14 protein-coding genes and 1 pseudogene are annotated in these 19,148 nt (G+C 48.7%); 4 read left to right on the forward strand and 11 right to left on the reverse strand.

The window, feature by feature from the left end:
• Positions 1-25: 25 nt before the first annotated feature.
• The 9 genes and pseudogenes from LN737_RS21830 to LN737_RS21870 all read right to left on the reverse strand — a co-directional run bounded on the left by LN737_RS21830 (position 26) and on the right by LN737_RS21870 (position 13,540).
• Positions 26-523: a DUF6169 family protein gene (locus tag LN737_RS21830; protein WP_405511938.1), complete on the reverse strand. Its 498-nt coding sequence runs from the start codon at positions 521-523 to the stop codon at positions 26-28.
• The gene (locus LN737_RS21835) at positions 510-683 is read right to left on the reverse strand and encodes a hypothetical protein (protein ID WP_405511939.1); all 174 of its coding nucleotides are present in this window, start codon (positions 681-683) and stop codon (positions 510-512) included. The genes LN737_RS21830 and LN737_RS21835 overlap by 14 nt, the downstream gene beginning before the upstream one ends.
• A 29-nt stretch (positions 684-712) precedes the next feature.
• Positions 713-2,343 (reverse strand): annotated as a pseudogene (locus LN737_RS21840) (ABC-F family ATP-binding cassette domain-containing protein).
• Positions 2,344-2,436: 93 nt separating this feature from the next.
• On the reverse strand, positions 2,437-4,008 hold the full coding sequence (locus LN737_RS21845; protein WP_405511940.1) for a sulfatase: 1,572 nt from the start codon (positions 4,006-4,008) through the stop codon (positions 2,437-2,439).
• A 34-nt stretch (positions 4,009-4,042) separates the two neighbouring features.
• Positions 4,043-5,710, reverse strand: a complete 1,668-nt coding sequence (locus LN737_RS21850) for a sulfatase (RefSeq protein ID WP_405511941.1) — start codon at positions 5,708-5,710, stop codon at positions 4,043-4,045.
• Between the two features lie 22 nt (positions 5,711-5,732).
• Positions 5,733-9,998: an amino acid adenylation domain-containing protein gene (locus LN737_RS21855; RefSeq protein WP_405520482.1), complete on the reverse strand. Its 4,266-nt coding sequence runs from the start codon at positions 9,996-9,998 to the stop codon at positions 5,733-5,735.
• Complete coding sequence (locus LN737_RS21860; RefSeq protein ID WP_405511942.1) at positions 9,983-11,710, reverse strand: formyltransferase family protein; 1,728 nt, start codon at positions 11,708-11,710, stop codon at positions 9,983-9,985. The genes LN737_RS21855 and LN737_RS21860 overlap by 16 nt, the downstream gene beginning before the upstream one ends.
• 74 nt (positions 11,711-11,784) lie before the next feature.
• The gene (locus tag LN737_RS21865; protein WP_405511943.1) at positions 11,785-12,582 is read right to left on the reverse strand and encodes a 4'-phosphopantetheinyl transferase superfamily protein; all 798 of its coding nucleotides are present in this window, start codon (positions 12,580-12,582) and stop codon (positions 11,785-11,787) included.
• A 22-nt stretch (positions 12,583-12,604) separates the two neighbouring features.
• Positions 12,605-13,540, reverse strand: a complete 936-nt coding sequence (locus LN737_RS21870) for an EamA/RhaT family transporter (RefSeq protein ID WP_405511944.1) — start codon at positions 13,538-13,540, stop codon at positions 12,605-12,607.
• A 155-nt stretch (positions 13,541-13,695) separates the two neighbouring features.
• On the opposite strand from LN737_RS21870, the gene LN737_RS21875 reads away from it, so the two are divergent.
• Together LN737_RS21875 and LN737_RS21880 are read left to right on the forward strand one after the other, a co-directional pair.
• Positions 13,696-14,313 carry a PorT family protein gene (locus LN737_RS21875; protein ID WP_405511945.1) on the forward strand — a complete coding sequence of 206 codons (618 nt, stop codon included), beginning with the start codon at positions 13,696-13,698 and terminating at the stop codon, positions 14,311-14,313.
• 94 nt (positions 14,314-14,407) lie between these two features.
• Complete coding sequence (locus LN737_RS21880) at positions 14,408-15,547, forward strand: serine hydrolase (RefSeq protein ID WP_405511946.1); 1,140 nt, start codon at positions 14,408-14,410, stop codon at positions 15,545-15,547.
• Positions 15,548-15,576: 29 nt separating this feature from the next.
• Here the strand turns inward: LN737_RS21880 and LN737_RS21885 are convergent, their stop codons facing one another.
• Complete coding sequence (locus LN737_RS21885; RefSeq protein WP_405511947.1) at positions 15,577-16,707, reverse strand: ATP-binding protein; 1,131 nt, start codon at positions 16,705-16,707, stop codon at positions 15,577-15,579.
• Between the two features lie 137 nt (positions 16,708-16,844).
• Positions 16,845-17,585, reverse strand: coding sequence for an EcsC family protein (locus tag LN737_RS21890; RefSeq protein WP_405520484.1), 741 nt, complete (start codon positions 17,583-17,585; stop codon positions 16,845-16,847).
• 183 nt (positions 17,586-17,768) lie between these two features.
• Between LN737_RS21890 and LN737_RS21895 the strand changes: the two genes are divergently transcribed.
• Entirely contained in the window at positions 17,769-18,494 is a 726-nt protein-coding gene (locus LN737_RS21895; RefSeq protein WP_405511948.1) for a murein L,D-transpeptidase catalytic domain family protein, read from the forward strand.
• 21 nt (positions 18,495-18,515) lie between these two features.
• Positions 18,516-19,082 carry a carboxymuconolactone decarboxylase family protein gene (locus LN737_RS21900; protein WP_405511949.1) on the forward strand — a complete coding sequence of 189 codons (567 nt, stop codon included), beginning with the start codon at positions 18,516-18,518 and terminating at the stop codon, positions 19,080-19,082.
• Positions 19,083-19,148: the final 66 nt, after the last annotated feature.

The following is a 19,148-nucleotide window of genomic DNA, read 5'->3' on the forward strand; positions in this document are numbered from 1 at the left end:
ACTGGTGATCGCTCTAGCTTTCAACCTATTTCTCTTCTTCGCCTAATTGCATAAACACATCCACAATCCGGCTAAGCTTAGGGTGCCGACGGCTTAAAATCAGCGACAAGAAGATGATTATATCACCATCAATAGCCATCCGATCAAACTTGGCTAAATCGGTGATACCAACGGTTCTATGGTAAAACCAGTTATTGAACTTACGAAACCTAGCTTGTTCACGTCCATCCGATGAGTCGCAGATGAAAACAAGTGCGTACCGTTGAGGAAGAAAGAAGTCTTCAAAGATAGTAAAGATCATAGCCTCTATTCGTCCGTCGGCCGGGAGACGCCCTCCCAACGGATTATCAACCACGGATATGATCATTTCAAATACTTCAGCGTCTAAGTCAGAGTAAGCGTCGAAATAATCCGTCGAGAGGACAAATTTTACTTCGTATCGTATTTCGTTATTTGTCGCGAAGCGATACACATACTGATCTCCACTACTTAACTCATATGCGTATGGACTACTTGGCTCCAAAGCGATTCTCTTTATTTTTCTGAATCAACCGTTCATAAATAGCTCTCACTTCTGAGTTATTGCGGTAGTTCTCCACAGCTTCCTGCTGAACTTGTTTTTTCACCGCCAAAAGCCGGCGAATGACGTCCATTCCGCGGAGAGGCTTAGCTGGTGTTTCCATAGTTCTCTACCTTATTTTCAATTATACTTCTACACTACGGCTTCGTACAACTCTTCGCGTTGCTGCTTCACGCGCGGGTCGGAGATGAACTCGTCGTAGGTCATCAGTTTGTCGAGGATACCCACCGGTGTAATCTCGATGATGCGGCTGGCGACCGTCTGTACGAACTGGTGATCATGCGACGTAAACAGAATTGGTCCTTTAAAATCGATCAGGCCGTTGTTCAGCGATTCGATGGATTCAAGGTCGAGGTGGTTCGTCGGCTCGTCGAGCATCAGTACGTTCGCACCCGACAGCATCATTCTCGACAGCATACAGCGCACCTTTTCTCCCCGCTCAGTACGCTCGCTTTCTTCAGCGACTCCTCGCCGGAAAACAACATTCGACCGAGGAACCCACGGATGAAGCTTTCGTCTTTCTCGGTTGAAAACTGCCGAAGCCAATCGACCAGGTTCAGATCCGTCTGAAAGAACTTATCCTTTTCAGAGTCCGTCGGGAAATACGACATTGTAATCGTAATCCCCCATTTGAACGTACCAGAATCGGCTTTACGCTCACCTGCCAGAATATCCATCAGGGCCGATACGGCCAGCCCATCGCGGCTGTACAGAAAAATTTTATCCTTCCTATTCACCGTAAACGACAGATTATCAAACAGTTTCGTCCCGTCCTCAGCTGTGTATGTCAGGTTTTCTACCGTCAGAATCTGGTCACCGGGTTCGCGCTCAGGCTTGAAGTTTACGTACGGATACTTGCGCGATGAGGGTTGAATATCATCAATCGTGAGCTTTTCGAGCAATTTGGCCCGGCTGGTCGCCTGTTTAGATTTAGAGGCATTGGCCGAGAAACGACGGATAAACTCCTCAAGTTCTTTCCGTTTATCTTCGGTTTTCTTATTCTGGTCCTGCCGTTGTTTCAGGGCCAGCTGGCTCGATTCATACCAGAACGAATAGTTTCCGGCAAAGAGCTTCACCTTGCTGAAATCAATATCCACGATCTGAGTACACACCTGATCCAGGAAGTGCCGGTCGTGGGATACAACGATTACGGTATTATCGAAGTTTGCCAGGAAGTTTTCGAGCCAGATACTCGATTCGACATCAAGGTTGTTGGTTGGCTCGTCAAGCAGCAACACATCAGGGTTGCCAAACAATGCCTGCGCCAGCAGTACCCGCACTTTTTCCGAACCATTCAGATCCGCCATTTGCGAATAGTGCAAGTCTTCCTTGATACCCAATCCCGACAGGAGCGCTGCTGCATCTGACTCGGCATCCCAGCCATTCATTTCCGCAAATTCAGCTTCGAGTTCAGCCGCTTTTTCGCCGTCGGCATCCGTAAAATCGGTCTTGGCGTAGAGCGTATCTTTCTCCTGCATGATGTCGTACAGGCGCTGGTTTCCCATAATCACTGTCTGCAACACCGGAAACTCATCATAAGCCGACTGGTTCTGGTTTAGCACCGACATCCGTTCGCCGGGAGTGATGCTGACATTGCCCGTTTGTGGCTCAATTTCGCCCGACAGTATTTTCAGGAACGTAGATTTCCCCGCCCCGTTTGCACCGATAACGCCGTAGCAGTTACCAGACGTAAATTTTATATTAACGTCGTCGAATAATACTCGCTTTCCGTAGCGAAGTGAGACGTTTTGTACCGATACCATAACTTGATTTTCTGTTCAGATTGAACTACAAAGATACGAAATTTTAGCGGGAATTTGGGATTTGCCGGAACACTATGGCCATAGGAACCCTCATCATTTACGATCCAGCAACTGGAGCGCTTCATCATCCTTATACTTCTGGATTTGATTCTTAAGCCTTGCTTTTAAATCAGCCGTTATCGCTTCATAACCTTTTTTACCGTATAGGTTATCAAGTTCGTGCGGGTCATTTTTGAGGTCATACAACTCCCAGAAGTTTTTAGGGCCATAGAAGCGGGCCAGCGTATACTGGTCGGTACGTATGCCAAAGTGCGGATAAACGTGGTGCGGCTGCGGAAATTCGTAGTAATGATAATAGGCTTCTTTCCGCCAGGGCGTTTTCTCGCCTTTCAGCAGCGGCAAAAACGATTCACCCTGAACATATTCCGGAATGGTTGTTCCGGTCAGATTGAGTACGGTGGGCGCCCAGTCGATATTGGAGACCAGTTCACTAATCTGCGTGTGCGGTTTGATAACTCCCGGATAGCGAATAACAAACGGTGTTTTCAGCGATTCCTCGTAAATAAATCGTTTATCGAACCAGCCGTGTTCACCCATGTAAAAGCCCTGATCAGACGCGTAGATAACCACCGTATTCTTGGCCAGCCCGCTTTTGTCCAGGTAATCCAGCAGTTCCCCTATGTTACGGTCCAGCGAATTGGCAACGGATAAATAGTCTTTCAGGTACCGCTGGTATTTCCATTCAATCAACGCTTTACCCGTCAGTTTTTTGGCATCGAACTCCTTACTGACCTTGTTTTCGTAATAGTCGTAAAACGGCTTTTTTTGCTCGGGCGTAAATCGACTATAGCCATTGTAAGGTCCTTTTGTGTCATAATCGGCATGTACTTTTAAATCCTCTTTCAGGCGCATGGTTTTGTCGATGGTCATGTCCTGATCATGAGCTGCTATTCGCCCCTTATAGTCGTCGTAAAATGTTGGCGGCAACGGAAACGTTACGTTGTCATAGGCACCCAGGTCGGGCAAATCCGGTAACCATTCGCGGTGGGTTGCTTTATGACCTACAACCAGAAAAAACGGTTTCGAGGCATCCCGCTGCTTAAGCCAATCCAGCGAAAGCTTCGTAATGACGTTCGTAACATAACCCGGTTGGCGTACCGTATCCCCTTTCGAGTTAACAAAGTCGGAGTTGTAGTAATGACCATGCCCCGGCAGTACGTTCAGGTAATCGAAGCCATGCGGTAGAGCGCCCAGGTGCATTTTGCCAATCCAGGCCGTTTGGTAGCCATTTTTCTGCAATTCTTCCGAGAAAACAGGCTGATTGATATCGAATACTTTTTCATTCAGCTTATACCCGTTCAGATGGCTATATTTCCCGGTCAGCAACGTAGCACGGCTGGGGCCGCAGATAGAGTTGGTCACTACGTTTGTATGCAGGATAGCGCCTTCACTGGCAATACGGTCGATGTTTGGTGTTTTTGCGAGTTGGCTACCGTAGGCACTGATTGCCTGATGGGTGTGATCGTCCGAGAAAATGAAAATAACATTGGGACGGGCCGATTCGGCCGCTTCCTGTTTTTTAGAAGCACAGCTCGCTGCGGCTATCAGCAGCGTCCCCGCGATGAGCAAACGACCCAGCGAATCAGGAATCAATTTTTCAATCATAAAAATTAGTGGGGTTTGGGTGGGTTAAGGTAGTTTATTTTCTGATTTTAACTTCTGAACTCGGTAAATAACCAATTCGCTGCGCAACGACACGTAATGAATCGCCGGGTTGGAGCGTCAGTTTTTCGCCCCCGTATACCTGCCATACGTTTTGCGAATCACTATCTCGTTTGCGTATATAACCAATCGACGCTCCACGTGTAGGGCATTGAATAGAAACCCCATTTCCAGACGTAGTAATCACAGGATCAGCCGTTTTTGGTGGTTCATCAGCGCCGTTCCACATTTGTCTGATCATTTCTGTTTCCGGAACTTCCGATCTGTCGCCAACTTTTTTGAGCCAGGCATCCAGTTGCCCGCGCAGTTCCTGAAGTTTAGCTGTATACGCTGGCTTATCGATCAGGTTAGTAAATTCATCCGGGTCAGCCTGCGTATCGCAAAGCTCTTCAGCGGGTTTGGTCTTCCGGAACCACAGCATCTGCCTGGCGTTCAGTTTCCCTTCGTCCCGTAGCTGAATCATTTCTCGCATCATTGGGATACTCAGCCGATAGTCGACATCCTGATAAAAAGGCTTTTCGGGCATGAAATTTCGATAGTATTTATACCGCCCATCACCAACGGCCCGTACCCGATCTACGGGCATATCCATCCGATCCCGACCGGCAAAAATGTATTTCCGGGGCGATGCGGCCAGATGTACACCCAAAAATGCCCGTCCCTGTAAGTAGCTGGGCAAAGGAAGGTTGGCCAGCGACAGTACCGTTGGCGCCAGATCAACGAAGCTGATTAACTGATCATCGGTCGAACCGGCGGGTTTGCTGCCTTTCACCCGAAATTTCGCTGGAATCCGAACAATCATCGGCACGCGCAGGCCACGGTCGTAGACCTCCCGTTTCACGAACGGTAATGCATCGCCATGATCGGAGTAGAAGAAAATCAGGGTGTTATCATAGAGACCGTCGTCCTTGAGTTGTTTAATGATCGTTCCGACAATGGAATCCATGCGCATTACGTTCGACAGATGGCGGGCAATGTCGTGACGGACGGTTTTGGTGTCGGGATAGTACGCGGGAATCACTACGTCTTCAGGGCGAACCAGCAACGGCTCTTTCTCCCGCGTCCATAACTGCGATTCGTGGGTAATCATCAGATTAAAAACAGAGAAGAAAGGTGTGTCTGCACCGTCGGCAGGGCGGGGCCGGTTTCGCCAGTGAGCGTTTTTGCTGCTTTCATCCCAAACCGTAACGGGTGGCAGAAACTGATAGTCCTGCTTATCGTTATTGGTGCAATAGTACCCCGCTTTCCGCAAGTATTCGGGAAAGCAACGTACCGCTTCCGGTATGACTGCGGAATAGCCTTTCATCTTAAAATACTGGCTGGCTTCGGGCGTAAGTTGCACCGTACGCATATGCTGTGTACCAATAGAATTCTGGTACATACCCGTAATGATAGCCGAGCGGCTCGGTGCACACACACCCGCTGTGGAATACACATGCGTATAGCGGATGCCTTCAGCCGCCAGTTGGTCGAGATTGGGCGTTTTTACTTCCTTGTCGCCATAACAAGCCAGCCGGGGCGACATATCTTCGCAGGTGATCCAGAGGATATTAGGGCGATCTGGCTGAGGCTGTCCGGGCTGACGGCGTATGAACGACAGTGCCAGGCCACTCAACAGCAATACAAGTATGACTATGTTACGCATATAGAATTTGCTAAAGCTAAAATCAGGGCATCAGGTATGACTGGAGAATATGGGCAATCCGTTCGATAGTGGCGTTATTACTAAACAAAGATTCGTGTTCACCGAGTATTTCGTGTACGTCAACACCCTGACGGGCGTAGCGACTCCAGCCAAAATCTACCTTGTTTTGACTGGCTCCAAACGTATCGGCTTTCGCTGCGCGTAGGAATACAATTTTTCCATCATAAGGCTTAAATGCATACTGACTGTAAGCTTGCCGGAAGGTTTTCACCAACAGGTCTTTCGGTACGAACGAACTCGCTTGCGAGGTCGTATTGACCGCCGACACGGAGGGTTTATAAAACGATCTCCGAAATTGCCGCAGTAAAAGCTGGCTTGCCCAAGGGACTTTTTTTCGAAGAATTGGCAATAGCATACTGGGCTGTTTAGGCAGCGAACGCCAGTAGTTGTAATAATACGGTACGAGTTGACGTATCGGAATTCGGTTCGTATCGGCGTCGGGATTGATCGGATAGGCATCAATGATGGCAACCAGATTCACCTTCTTACCGAGTTGTGTTAACTGACGGGCCATCTCAAACGCAACAATGCCTCCCAGCGAGAACCCACCCAGCGAATAAGGCCCCTCAGCTTGCTGATGCGTAATCAGCTCGACATAATGAGCGGCCATTTCCTCAATCGACACTGAAGGTTTGGCAATTCCATCCAGACCAACAGCCCGCAAGGCATATACAGGTTGCTGTTCCGCTACGTAGGGGGCCAGCTGATAGACGTAACCCACATCGCCCGAAATCGGATGCACCAGAAAAAGCGGATGACGATCACCCTGAGGTTTCACTGCAACCAATGGATGCCAGACAGCCTGTACTTCCGTCGTTTTCAGATACGTTGCCAGTTTACGTAACGTTGGATTGGCAAAAACGCTGGCAACGGGCATACTGTACCCCGTCTGACGCTGAATCTCATTAACCAGTTGAACCGCTAAAAGCGAGTGGCCACCCGAATCGAAAAAGTCCTCATCCAGTCCAATGGAGTCAGTGTGAAGCAGCTTCGTCCAAATCGGATGAAGTGTTTCAACCAGCGTATAATCCAGATCGGGTAGAACAGGCTCTATTTCGGTATTATACGTAACAAAATCAGGATCAGAAGCGGTAGTACGTAAGGCTTTATCCGTTGGCAATGCACCTGCCTGCAGCTCAATTAACGGCTTGTCAGGTTGGGTAAGGAGTTGTTCCAGCAGTTGAATGAAATCATGAGCCATCTGCGCTATTGTTCGTTCTTCAAACAACTCGGTCCGGTAGTTTAACGTCCCTTCCACACCAGCTGAGGTTTCGCGCACGGAAAGATGCAGATCAAACTTAGCCATGTGTTGCTCGAAAGGCACAGGTTTAACCTCCAGTCCGTTTAATCGCCAGTAATTCGACGTATCTTCCTGAAAATCAAAGACGACTTGTACCAACGGCGAATACGCCCGCGAACGGACCGGGCGCAGTTCTTCAACGATTTGCTCGAAAGGAAGCGTCTGGTGGTCGAAAGCCTCAAGGGTCAGTTCACGCACGTTTCTCAACTGCTGTCGGTACGTTCGTTCGGGCGAAACTTCAACCCGAAGCGGAAGCGTATTCACAAAAAAACCGATCAGTGAGTTCAGTTCAGGGCGTGTACGTCCGGCAACCGGAATGCCTATTACTACATCACTCGTTTTCGCAACCAGCTGGAGCCAGACAGCGAAAACAGTCAGTAAACGCAGAAATGGTGTTGTGCCGGGTTCCCGTAGGTCGTATCGAAGCCGTTGCCAGAGCCGGTCGGGAATAGCGAAGGAATAATCCGCACCCGCAAATGACTGAACGGGCGGACGTGGTTTATCAATCGGCAAATTCAACAAAGGTGCCACGCCCGCCAGACGCGTTTTCCAGTACGTGAGTTCACGGTTCAGGGTGTCGGGCCTGTGCTGATCGACCTGCCACAACGCATAATCGACGTATTGAATGGGCAGCTGCGGTAACGTAACAGGTTCATTCGCAAGGATGGATGGATAAATCGCCGTCAGTTCGTCAGCCAGCACACGTATCGAAAATCCATCGTAAATAATGTGGTGAAAAACCAGAATCAGCACCCAAGATGTTTCGCTTCGTTGTACTACGCTTGCCCTTAGTAACGGGCCTTCGCTAAGATCGAATGGCCGATATCCTTCCGCCCTAATCCATTGGTTAATACGCTCATCTATATCAGTTTCTGCCGACCCTGGGATTTCGCTAACGGTAATAGGCAAAGAAAAGGGAGGTTCAATTTGCTGAAAAGGGGCACCATTGGCAAAGCCGAACGTGGTGTGCAGAATGCTATGCCGCCGAATGATTTCATTCAGGCTTTTCTGTAAAGCCAACTGATTCAGCGGTCCCCTGATAGCCAACACGATTGGTACGTTGTAAGCCCCCTGCGATCCGTCAATCTGGTCGATAATCCAAAGCCGCTTCTGGGCAAACGACAACGGAAATCGCGGTTTTGATGTCGTTGTACCGGGCTGATCGACACGGTACGTTATGGGCGAAATAGCTTGCAGAGGATTCCGATCAACGTAGGCACTGAGTTCACGTAAGGTGGCGTGTTCGAAAATATCGTTCATACGCAATTGCACGCCAAACTGCCGATAAATCTGCGATATGAGTTGAATAGCCGTCAACGAACTCCCACCCAGTTCAAAGAAGTGATCGTCGGCGTTCACAGGCGGATGACTTAGCACAGCTGCCCATAATGACGCCATAGTTGTTTCGGTCAAATTGAGCCAGCTGTTCCGCTGTTCACCAGTCCCGAATGCAGGCGGTAGTTTGGCTTTGTCGACTTTACCGTTAATCGTTAACGGCATGGCGTGAATCGGGATGATTACGCTGGGAATCAGGTAGTCCGGCAAACTGGCCTTTATAAACCCGCGTAAATCATCAACTTGCACAGCTTCCGATTTCGGCACTACGTATGCTACCAGACGTTTATTGCCCGGCGTCGACGTATCGACTACTACGACAGCCGCCCCAATAGTTGGGTGCTGACAAAGCGCCTGTTCAATTTCAGCGGGTTCGATACGGTGTCCACGAATTTTTACCTGATCATCCAGCCGGCCCAGAAACTCGATTGTGCCGTCGGCCAAAAACCGGGCCTGATCGCCGGTTCGGTAAAGGCGGCTTCCGGGCCGGCCACTAAAGGGATCAGGAATAAACTTCTGGTGGGTCAATTCGGGCTGATGAAGGTATTCGCGGGCCAATCCATCACCACCAATTAGCAACTCGCCCTGGATGCCCATCGGCACCGGATTCAGAAACGAGTCGACAATGTATAACTGCGTATTGCTGATGGGCGTACCAATCGGAACAGAGCTTGTTTGCCAATTGCCTTCCGACATGGTGTAGAAGCTGGCAATCGTACTACTTTCGGTTGGTCCGTATCCATTAATCAGTTCGCAGGCTGGCAGTTGACGGCGAGCACGTAACACATGCTCAGCGGAAGCGGCCTCTCCACCCGTTACCAGTTGTACAAGTGTAGTTAATTCACTGATATCACTGTCTACCAATACGTTGAAAAGTGCTGCCGTAAAAAAAGCAGTATTCACAGCTTGCGACTGAATGGTCTGTTTTATGGTTTCAAGCGTCGGACGACTTTCCGGAATCAACACAAGCCGGCCGCCATTAACCAGGCTCCCCCAGATTTCCAGCGTGGAGGCATCAAACGCTAGTGGAGCCAGCCCGAGCATGCTTACAGTCTCATCCAGCCGCATAAAATTTGTGTTCTTTACCAGTCGTACTACGCCCCGATGAGGAATGGCCACTCCCTTCGAACGCCCTGTAGAACCCGATGTAAACAACACATTCGCCAACTGCTCGGCACCAACCGCAATGTTTAGATTCTGGTCGTCTTCCTGATCATTCAGCAATTGCTCTTCATCGAACAAGATACAGGACGCTTCAGCAGGCAACCGGTCTACCCAGATCTTCTGACTGATGATGTACTGGACACCTGTTTGCGTAACCAATTCGTTCAGCCGATTAGCCGGATAATTGGGATCAAGAGGTACGTACGCCCCTCCTGCCTTCAGAATAGCCAGTAGGCTGACGATCATTTCGGGCGAGCGCTCCAGGCACAGTCCAACCAACGTATCGGACGTAACACCCTGTTTTTGCAGGTACCGGGCCACCTGATTAGCGCGTTGATTCAGTTGCTGATACGTGAGAACGATACGCTCACAACGTAACGCTTCTGCCTGAGGCCGCAGACGAACCTGCTCTTCTATGAGCTGATGAATGGGCTGGTCGCGGGGTAAGCTACTGCCGTGTTATTCCAGTCAACCAGTATGCGTTGCCGCTCTGTTTGTGTAAGCAGCGGTATAGTTTTTAAAGGCTGCTTGGGTTGAAATACCATATTTTCCAGAAGCAGCATCCAGCGGTTTACAAACTCGCTGACCCAATGAGCGGGCCAGATCGACGGATTAAAGGCTACCTGGTACTTGGCCTCATCGGTCAGAATTATAGCTATCGACTTTTCTGGTACGATACATTCGTCCGCGGACTGATCACAGCAAATAATAATGGGAATCCCACGTTCGGAAAGCTCATGCGCCACCGAGTGCAAAGCAGGCTGACTAATTAGAAGATCCTGAGCAAATGTCAGACGCTTTTCTACCTCAACCTGTTCCTGCCGAACAACTGCAACAGCTTCCTCAAGCCCAGCTTCCCAATCAAACTCAACGGCAAATGGTACGTATTCCGCAAAAAGCCCGTGGGTATCCGTAGCAATTCGTCTGGTGGTAGTCGATTGAAACCCTACATGAACAGCCAGTCGGTCCGTTAACCGCGCCAACATAACCAGCGCAGCCACCAATAGATAGTCGGCTCTGGTCCCTGGCGAGTTTTGCTCTTCAAGTAAAGCTTTAACAAAATCGGGTACGCTAATGTCTATGTACGTGCAGCCAGGCTTTCTGTCTTTGTTTATCTCATGCGAAGCAGGCCACGGGAAGCCTGTAGGTTGAAACCCTACGAGTTTGTTTATCCAGTATTGTTGATGCCGAGCGCATTCTTTTCCCGCGTCACGGCAATCCTCAATGATCTCGGAATCAGGCTGGGCTAACAACTGACCTTCTCGCAAACCAGTCTGCTCACAAAGAGATTCTATCGAAATAGCTTCTCCGCTAAGCGACTGAAATTCACCAATCGCCAATAGATTGTCTTTCGTGGAAACGAGCAGGTTATTCGGCAAAATACTAACTACAGTGCCTGCCGGTGTCTGCGATTTTGTTGTCGTTGCAACTGCTTTCCTTACCTGAAAGAATGTGTTGTTTAACCAGAGCTTTAAACACCCGAATGGATTTGGATGGAACCCAAAATCCAGTGCCCGTTGCAGGCGATCTATATCAGCGGCCGACTGCGCCCAGTTTATAAATAAATCAGGCCGTTTGTTTCGGGCATAATAAGAGCGCCCGGTAAGATTCTGTGGGTGAGTTTTGAGGTTATCCGTTAACAGATCATCTACAACTTCCCTGAACGAATCGATAGCCGCGGTATAGCTTTTTGCGTTTAAGCTGATGGAGGTTTCGCTGACTTCAATCGGGAAGACTCGTTGTTTAATGATCGCCCCTGTATCGATACCGGCATCCACCAGATGCCAGGTAATGCCATGCGTCGTTTCACCGTTTATCAATGCCCAGAACGTAGCATGAACCCCGGCATAGGCTGGTAACGGGCCATCGTGATAATTGATCGTATGCTGCCGGGGAAGCCGCAGAATTGCTTCAGGGAGTATATATCCGTTTGTGATGCTGAATAAAAAGTCGAACGGATTTTCTTCCAGAACGCTTTTCAGGTCTGAGGACGAATCAACGTAACGAAATCCTTCTTTATCGCAGTAACTACGTACCTGCTGATCCTGACTAATAACCCCCTTAACCTGAAAACCCTGCTGGCAAAGGATAGTCGTGCAGCCAATTAGTAGGGTACCCTCCCCGATCACAAAACAGGTCATACGGAGAAATTGATAGTTTGAGCGCCGTCAATCTGAATAGCGCGTTTCCAAAAGTAATGACTTTCGTTTACAAGTTACCTGTTGGCCGTAATCCACCGATTGAATAAATCCGTAGTTATCGTGTAGAACCGGGGAGTACACTGTAAAGACGCCTGATACGCAACAGCAGCCGGGTAGTTGTCAGCTATGGTGAAGCTGTGAACCAACCAGTTTCCGCTAAGTAGTCGCTTATCGATTCGATGTTCACCATCCAGGGAGGGAATTTGATAAAAATCCTTGTCGATACCTTTGGCAGTTGCTTTAACCAGGGCTTCCTTACGGGTCCACACCTGATAAAAACGCTGCCGGGCGCTCTCACCAGATGTAATGTAGGTCTGCTCCTGTTCGGTAAAACATAGCGGCAATACACCCTGGAAAGGAAAATCCATCCTTATCTTCTCTATGTCAACGCCAACGCTACGTTTACTAATTGCCAGAACAATCCAGTCGCCTGAGTGTGATCCATTGAATTGCCAGTCTGAACGGCCCGACAATTCTAATTTGTTGGTAATACCCGTTCTAAATTCAATAGCACCCGGTCGCTGGCTTGTGTAGTACCCAACGAGTAGCCTTAGCATCGTTTTTGTATATAAGGACCGGTAACGATCATCAGCCCGACGATACCGGTTAGCCCGCTCCATTTCATCAGATCGCAGCACTCGTTCCCAGTTGGGTTCATCGTGGGTAGCCTCTACGTAACGAAATCGAAAAACGGCCAGGTCTTCGTTATAGGAACACATCGACTCATCCAGCCACGTAACGTTTTCGAGCGTAGTGCACCAAACGAAGTTGTCCCGATCGTTTGGTTTGGCATAAGCGTCAGAATGGCTCATTTTCAGTACGTAATTGACGCGATCACCGCTGGTTGAACAAGCTTGCCAATTCCTGCCAGGAGATTAACCCAATAGCCAGAATCGCCAGCACCAGCCCGATTTTATTGGCCGTAGAAAGTTGCTCCCGAAAGAAAATAGCCGCCAGTAAAGCCGCCAGCAGAATCACCCCAATATTATACACTGGATACACAAATGCGCCATTGCCCCCAAACGCAGACAGGGCCATTACCAGCGTGTAAAAACTCAGGAAATTCGGTATTCCCAACGTAACGGCTCCGATCAGGCTGCGTGGCTGAAACGTTTCCGTTCCCTGAATCAGGCGGATAATCAGCATCACCAACCCCGCAAAAATGGCCCCGATAACCATCGTCAAGGTTACCTGAATGGTTTTATCAGTTGAGGGAATGTAATGCAGGTTCATGTAATTGATCATGGTATTCGTTGCGCCATAGAACAGAAACACACCGACCGGTAACAGAACATTGGCCCCTAACCGACGGGAGGGCGTTCTGGTGCCGCCGGGATCGTCAGTCGGGGCTTCTTTCTTATAGGTGCTCAACCCTACGGCTATCACAGCCAGCAAAAGCCCTAGATAATTCAGCGTATCGAACACCTTGCCACCAGTCCGAAAGACGAACAGGCTGAAACAAACAGGTATGACCAGTGATAAATTGTTAGCCAGCGACGTAGCGGTTATCCCCATACGCTGCGTCGAAGCGCCCGACAATAGAAACGTCAGGATAAAACCAATACCCAACCCAAAAGCCAGCCAGGTCCAGGTTTGAGAGAAGTCAATTGTGAATGACTGACCGGCAGGCAACAGCGCTAACCCAGTCAGGAAACAGACCGGGTAATTGAACACAATCGCCTGAAACGTATTGACTTCAAAACGCGGAAACACGCGGAAATTTAATAATAGCAATACCGAAAGCAGGATACTGAGGGCTAAAAAGAGCATAAAGGCTTGACTGATCGGTAATTTTCGGGCGAAGTTAATGCTACTCTTTCGCTTGTGCATGTATCTTCAACGCGCCATCGAAAAAATGGACCGGAATTATGAACAGGAAGTGCTACACGGTTTGCGTCTTTCTTAGTCTCCTTACCCAATTGGCTGTGGGGCAACACAAACTGTCGATTTCGTCAACGGTTACGCCCGCAATCGGCCATACAGATTACCATGCCCGAAGCCTTTATCCCGAAAGTGATGGCCAGGTTGTTGAACCTGTTTTTCTGGATGGAAGTCGCTGGTCATCAGGGTACGCTGCCGGGCTGTCGATTTCATATGTCTATCAACCCGGCTGGTCGGTGTCGTCCGGTATCTGGTTTCATCAGATAACCACCCGTCAAACACGTCAGCCTTCAGCGGGTGAAGGTACTGTAACCCTTCGGAATAGAAGACTACGTATCCCCTTACTTCTTAATTTCTGTCCATCCAACCACCGATTGTCGCCTTATTTTTCGTTTGGTCTGCTTACTGACTTTCCAATTCTTTCACGGGTTGTGGTTACGCGCTCTGGTGAGTCAACTCAGAATCTACGGCTTAAGCCCCTTCTCCCCCGACCATTTTTTTACGGGCTGTTAGGAGCCGGAGTCCGATACAAACTGACAGATCGCTACACCTTTATCGGACAGCCCGTTCTGACGTACAGTTTTGGCCAATTAGGCGCATCGTTCATGCATGATCCAGCTTTTGAGATTGGCTTGCAAACGCAGCTAGCCTATACATTCTGACCGTAATTTATGAGCATAAACTTTTCAGAACCCATGCAACAGTAAGCACCAATTCAACTCCTTTTGATTCTACCATCCTCTCACTTGACACCCCATGAAATCTACTTCTCCATTCCGCAACAAGCTGCTATTTCTAGCATTCCTAACACCGTTAACCTGGACACCAGCACCCGCCCAGACGCAACCGATTGATCTATCTGTTTTTGAGATAGATCAGTCCGTTAAATCCCTCATGGACAGTACCCACGTACCGGGCTTGTCCCTGGCGATTATCCGAAATAGCAAATTGTACTATAGTCAGGGGTATGGCTTGACTAAAGCGGATTCTTCTCAACGTGTTACGTCAGCAACAATATTCGATGCGGCCTCGCTCAGCAAGCCGGTTTTTGCCTACGCTGTGTTACAATTAGTTGAAGAACAAAAGCTTGATCTCGATAAGCCCCTCAATGAGTATCTCCCCTATCCGGACGTAGCGTCGGATGAACGATACAAAAAAATCACGGCCCGCATGGTGCTCAGCCACCGTTCAGGCTTTCCGAACTGGCGAAAAAACCGGCGATCGTCCAATCTGGCCATGTCGTTTACGCCGAACGAACGCTTTGGCTATTCGGGGGAGGGATTCGTTTATCTGCAAAAAGTTGTTGAAAAGATCACAGGCAAGCCGCTCAATGACCTTATGAACGACCGGGTGTTCAAGCCTTTACAGATGACCCGCAGTAGCTACATCTGGAATCCGGCCTTCGATGACAATTTCGCGTATGCCCATACCAAAGAAGGGAAGCCCGAACCGCATTACAAATCCGATCAGGCCAATACCGCTTATTCACTACAAACCACTGCCGACGACTATGCCAAATTCCTGATGGCTATTCTAACCGCTAGGGGTCTAAAGCAGGCTACTGTCGATCAGATGCTAACCGGGCAGGGCAAGCTACCTACAAAATTTGGGGCTACTGATTCCCTTTCGCCAACTCTGAGCTGGGGGCTGGGATTGGGTCTGGAACATACATCCACTGGCGACTACTTCTGGCACTGGGGCGACAACGATACGTATAAATGCTACGTAGTCGGCTCTCCCAAAAGCCACAACGCTCTTGTATTCTTTACCAATTCAGCAAATGGCCTGCGCCTGATTGGCGAAATGACCCGACAGTTTATGGACTTCGATCCGTCAACCGTCGAATTCCTGGGCTACGAAACCTACAAAAAAGGGCAGGGATTGACGAAGCCATAATGTTGTAACTCATCATCATCTTTCTTTGCTTACGTCACAAAAGGCAGATAATTTTCACGGTTAATCAGTTCGAAAGTCGCTTTGGGGTAGGCATCCACGAATGCTTTAGGCGGCTTAATCCGGTCGGCTTTCCATTTGAATTCGTATGCTCGAATTTGGTTGTTTTCAACCTCAATCCAATCAATTTCCTGCTGATCATACGTACGCCAGAAGAAGTAATCGACCCAGCGCTGTTCGGCCTGATTTTTTTTTATTCGCTCTGCTATCAAATAATTCTCCCAAAGCTCGCCAACATCCTGCCGGAGGGACAGCGGTTTCAGATCAGCCAACAGTGCATTCCGAACCCCATTGTCTAAAAAATACCAGCGTGAGCTTTTGGTTACTTCCTTTCGCAGATTACGGCTGAAACCGCCCACTTTCACCAGAATAAATACTTTAGTGAACAAATCAAGATATTTTTCAACGGTGTTCTTGCTGAGATGCAGTTGTCGCCCTAATTCTTCAAGCGACACTTCCTTTCCAATCTGGAAGGCCACCAGTCGCAATAGATCCTTTACTTTCGATGAATTTCGAATACCTTCAAACGATATAATATCTTTCAACAGATACGTATTTATCAACTCACGCAAATATCGCTCCCGTTGGGCTGACGTAGCCAGACTGAAAAGCTCAGGATAACTACCCAATACTAACCTTTCCTCTAGTTGCTGCCGGGTCTGAAGGGGGTTTTCATAGCGCGTAAGTTCAGATTGCGCGATGGGGTGCAACTGATGAAAAAAAGCCCGGCCCGTAAGTGGCTCACCCGATAAATTAAGTAGATCGAAAGCCGACGAACCCGTTACAACAATACGTAGATGTGTTAACTGATCGACAAATAACTTTAGTATCTGACCTATGTTGGGAATTGCCTGCGCTTCATCAATAATCAACAGCTCGGCCTCACCAATCAACCGCCGATAAGCAGCTACAGTTCGCTCAGCCAGCACCTGGTGTGTATCGTAATCTTCTCCTTCCAGCCATATATAAGAATACGATACTTCTGATACCAGCCTACGTAGTAAAAACGTCTTACCCACTCGTCGAGTGCCGAAAATCAGATTAACTTTTCCAGGGATGAGATGCTCCTTTACTATAGGCATCAAATACCGATCAATATCCATTTAGCTAAATTACGTCAATATATTGACGTAATTTAGCTAAAATTAGTCAATACAATAACAGTTTTGTCTATACGTACTGTAAATAAAGTAATAGTCAGATAAAGCATTGCCTCAAAAGCGTACCATTTAACAATCGGCTACTCAATCAGCAACGCTTTATCTTCTGCCAGCAGGCGCATCCGGTAGGCGTTCATGGCGGTACGGCCAAGTTGATTGATAAGTCGATAATTGACCACAATACCAACAGCAGCACCGATACCCGGAACCAGTTGGGCCATCTTGGCCAGATCGATATAGTCGCGGTATTCCTGCTGAAACCTCAGCCAGTCGAACTGGTGAATATCGTCGGGGAGTTGGCGGCTATGTTCAGGCCAGTTTGCTACATACTGATATACTTCCCGTCGACGCTCCTGACTCGAAAACGCCAGTTGAAAAACGTACAGAATATAAACCCGCTCGCGGTAATCATTCACCGAAAAACCGTAGAGACTGGCAATCTCAAACAGCATTTTCATCTTCAACGCAAGCAGAATCGGAAAATCGGCCAGGCCGAGCAAAAAGCCTCCTGCGCCCGTTACGCCCCCTTCGGCCGCGCTTGTTTTTTTGTAGAACTCAATCCGTCGGGCTACGGCAGCATCCCGCTGAATCAGCGTTTTTCCCTCGGTAGGCTGGCGCGACAAAAACTCCGCCCCGAACAGAACTGCCCGCGTCATCTGCTTGATTGTAGCCGTAATGACAGCGTGTACTTTCTGGGGAATAATTCGGTTAATCCGCCGTTGCAGAGCGGTTGAGAAACGCCCGAAAGTGGATGGTGGTTTCTGCATGGCCTGCTGCCAACGAGTCAGTTCAGTGCGAACGGCCTGTTCGTAGGGAGTCATATCTTTTTGCGGGTAAGATGTCATCGTTTTAAGGGCTTGTCGCAGGAAAAATGAACGTTTTTCCGATCATTCCCGCGAATCTTTTGAGGGAAATTTAATATCTTCACCGAATTAAAACACCGGAGAGGCTGTTGATTAATAATACATCCTCATAAACTTCCAACAACGCCCGCTTGTCTACGTATGAAGAATGTTCTTTTGCTTCTGGTTGCCTTTGCCATTGTTTATTTTGTCAGCACCGGTTCCAAATCCACACGTAACGTCGCCATTGCTAAGCCAGCTTCCGCTGCAAAACCAGCAAAATTCATTCCTTACCTCGACGTATACGATCAACTACAGTTAAGTCAAACTGGTTTGCAAAAGTCTGTTTTTGAGTATGCCTTGCGCGGTTGGCAAAAAATCAGCCCCGACAAATCGACGTTAACGATTGTTGACCTTAGCCAGCCTTCCACCCATAAACGGATGTATGTGGTTGATCTGATTCAAAAAAAATTACTTTTCAATACGTACGTTGCCCACGGGCAGAATTCCGGCGATCTAGTTGCCCAACGATTCTCCAATAAGCAATCGTCATTTCAGAGCAGCCTTGGTTTCTACCAGACCCTCAATACGTACATGGGCAAGCACGGCCTGTCTTTACAACTGAAAGGGCTGGAAAAAGGATTTAACGACAATGTTTTTAATCGGAACATTGTCCTGCATGGCGCTGATTATGCCTGCGAGGATTTCATCCGTAAAACGGGTCGGTTAGGACGTAGCCAGGGCTGTCCGGCAGTGCCGTATGCTGATTCCAAAGGTATTATTCAGGCCGTAAAAGGGGGTTCCTGCCTCTTTGTTTATTCGCCCGATAATGATTATCTGAAAAAATCAGCTTACCTGGCTGAACAGAACGAGTTTGCTTCGTTATAACCCTTACAAACGTCTTGTCTGATGCCTCATATTCCGCTTGAAGCGCACTTGCCGGGAATAACCGGCTTACTCGAATACCGGCAGGATTCCGCCCAGCCCATCCGCGAACTTACCCAGATTCTGCTACGTGGCGAATCGACGTTGACGGAAGGGGAACGTGAACTGATTGCTACGTTGGTATCGCACCGAAACGAATGCCGGTTTTGTTCAACGGCCCACACAGCTGCTGCCGATATACTCTTAGGCGAACCGGAAACCTGCGAACGAGTCAAGCAGGATTTTGAAACGGCCCCGGTTTCCGATAAGATGAAAGCGCTGCTGAACGTAGCGGCACTGGTTCAGAAAAACGGTAGAGATGTCACCCCCGAAGCGGTTGATCGGGCTAAAGCTGCGGGCGCAACTGACCGCGAACTTCACGATACGGTGCTGATTGCCGCTCTATTCTGTTTATACAACAAATACGTCGATGGGTTAGCCAGCGTAACGCCTACCGACCCAGCCTTTTACGCCTATCTTGGCGAACGTATCACTACCCACGGCTATAACCGGCTCAAACAGGGATACGATCATTTAAAAGCAAAGTCCTGATCGGTTCAACCAGATCGTAAAACAAACCACCCGACAGGTCAGACCTGTCGGGTGGTTTGTTTTGTA

Origin of the sequence: Spirosoma sp. KNUC1025 (genome assembly GCF_045160025.1) — a bacterium.
In the GTDB taxonomy this organism is placed as follows: Bacteria; Bacteroidota; Bacteroidia; order Cytophagales; family Spirosomataceae; genus Spirosoma.

Excerpts from the sequence above, each read along its gene's own strand:
- LN737_RS21900 (WP_405511949.1), top strand. The coding sequence starts at position 18,516 with ATGCCTCATATTCCGCTTGAAGCGCACTTGCCGGGAATAACCGGCTTA.
- LN737_RS21835 (WP_405511939.1), bottom strand. The coding sequence starts at position 683 with ATGGAAACACCAGCTAAGCCTCTCCGCGGAATGGACGTCATTCGCCGG.
- LN737_RS21865 (WP_405511943.1), bottom strand. The coding sequence starts at position 12,582 with ATGAGCCATTCTGACGCTTATGCCAAACCAAACGATCGGGACAACTTC.
- LN737_RS21885 (WP_405511947.1), bottom strand. The coding sequence starts at position 16,707 with ATGGATATTGATCGGTATTTGATGCCTATAGTAAAGGAGCATCTCATC.
- LN737_RS21895 (WP_405511948.1), top strand. The coding sequence starts at position 17,769 with ATGAAGAATGTTCTTTTGCTTCTGGTTGCCTTTGCCATTGTTTATTTT.
- LN737_RS21845 (WP_405511940.1), bottom strand. The coding sequence starts at position 4,008 with ATGATTGAAAAATTGATTCCTGATTCGCTGGGTCGTTTGCTCATCGCG.
- LN737_RS21870 (WP_405511944.1), bottom strand. The coding sequence starts at position 13,540 with ATGCTCTTTTTAGCCCTCAGTATCCTGCTTTCGGTATTGCTATTATTA.
- LN737_RS21890 (WP_405520484.1), bottom strand. The coding sequence starts at position 17,585 with ATGACTCCCTACGAACAGGCCGTTCGCACTGAACTGACTCGTTGGCAG.
- LN737_RS21880 (WP_405511946.1), top strand. The coding sequence starts at position 14,408 with ATGAAATCTACTTCTCCATTCCGCAACAAGCTGCTATTTCTAGCATTC.
- LN737_RS21860 (WP_405511942.1), bottom strand. The coding sequence starts at position 11,710 with ATGACCTGTTTTGTGATCGGGGAGGGTACCCTACTAATTGGCTGCACG.
- LN737_RS21850 (WP_405511941.1), bottom strand. The coding sequence starts at position 5,710 with ATGCGTAACATAGTCATACTTGTATTGCTGTTGAGTGGCCTGGCACTG.